The 967-nt window shown below is 58.9% G+C and carries 1 protein-coding gene and 1 pseudogene; one reads left to right on the top strand and one right to left on the bottom strand.

Going from position 1 to position 967, the window contains the following annotated elements; translation table 11 throughout:
* Positions 1 to 366: helix-turn-helix transcriptional regulator (locus tag V8P77_RS34680; RefSeq protein WP_264396487.1), on the top strand; the 366-nt coding region annotated here is incomplete at its 5' end.
* A 367-nt stretch (positions 367 to 733) separates the two neighbouring features.
* Here V8P77_RS34680 and V8P77_RS34675 read toward each other — a convergent pair.
* A pseudogene (locus V8P77_RS34675) lies at positions 734 to 967 on the bottom strand (nucleotidyltransferase family protein); the annotation flags it as partial.

Genomic DNA, 967 nt, shown 5'->3' with positions numbered 1-967 from the left:
TTGCAGGATGTGGCTGATGCTATCGGAGCATCGAAAACCCACGTCTATGACCTGGAGACCGGTCGCAGCACCAACCCGTCTATCGAACTTCTCACCAAGCTCGCCACGCATTTTCGGGTGTCGATCGCTGATCTTGTCGGGGATCGAACGCGCGACCGGCCAGCTGCTGGACCAGGCGGTGCGCAATCTCGTCACCCAGCCGCTCGGTCTTCTCCATACCGGGTTCACACCTATGGGCATTCGTGGTCTGTCAACCGGACCAACAGGCTTACGGTCGTCGCCTTCACCAACGCGGGCCTAGAGGGGCAGTCGCCCGGCGGACGGTTTCCGGCAGAACTCACCGAAGCAATCTATGCAGCGCTGTGAGGAGCCGAACCCGCGCGACCGTCGGGCGCTCTCGTTCCGATCGAGGTAGACCTGTCAGTCGAGCGGTTACGGCGGCAAGAACATGCGGCTCGCCAACTTTTACCCCGCGCTGCCGAGATAGCCCGACAAGACTGCCGCGACTGGCTGTCACGCACGCGATGCATTCGTCGATGCCGGCCGCTTCCTGCCATCGTAAACGTGGCCGCTCGTGGAGAGTTGGATGAGTGTACACAAATCAAGCATAGTCGGAAATAGCTGAGGACTTGCACCATCTCCAGGTCTTGAGCGGACTTGAATTCTCGACACCATATTTGTCTTCGCCACTTCGAATCAAATCAACTGCTTGGCTTTCGAAACGGAAGACGGCCTACTCTCCAAACGGAAGTTCAATTTCCTCTCGGTTTTTCTTTGCCCCCTCGATCAGGACCGTGTTGAGCCGCTCGGCATCTTGTGCCGGCAGCATTCCCGCCCCGGTTCGAATACCTTCTTGCCACGCAGGCCCGCGCTCCCATGCTTCGTTGTAGACGAGCGCCAAGTCGGCAGATCGCCTTGTCTGCTGCAGGGCTTCAAAGAGCAGCGCAGCTTGACGAACGTCCTTCTC

It is taken from the genome of Rhizobium aouanii, from assembly GCF_037002925.1.
In the GTDB taxonomy this organism is placed as follows: domain Bacteria; phylum Pseudomonadota; class Alphaproteobacteria; order Rhizobiales; family Rhizobiaceae; genus Rhizobium; species Rhizobium aouanii.
The sequence above is the reverse complement of the archived record's forward strand: the minus strand, read 5'-3'. Positions and strand labels throughout refer to the sequence as shown.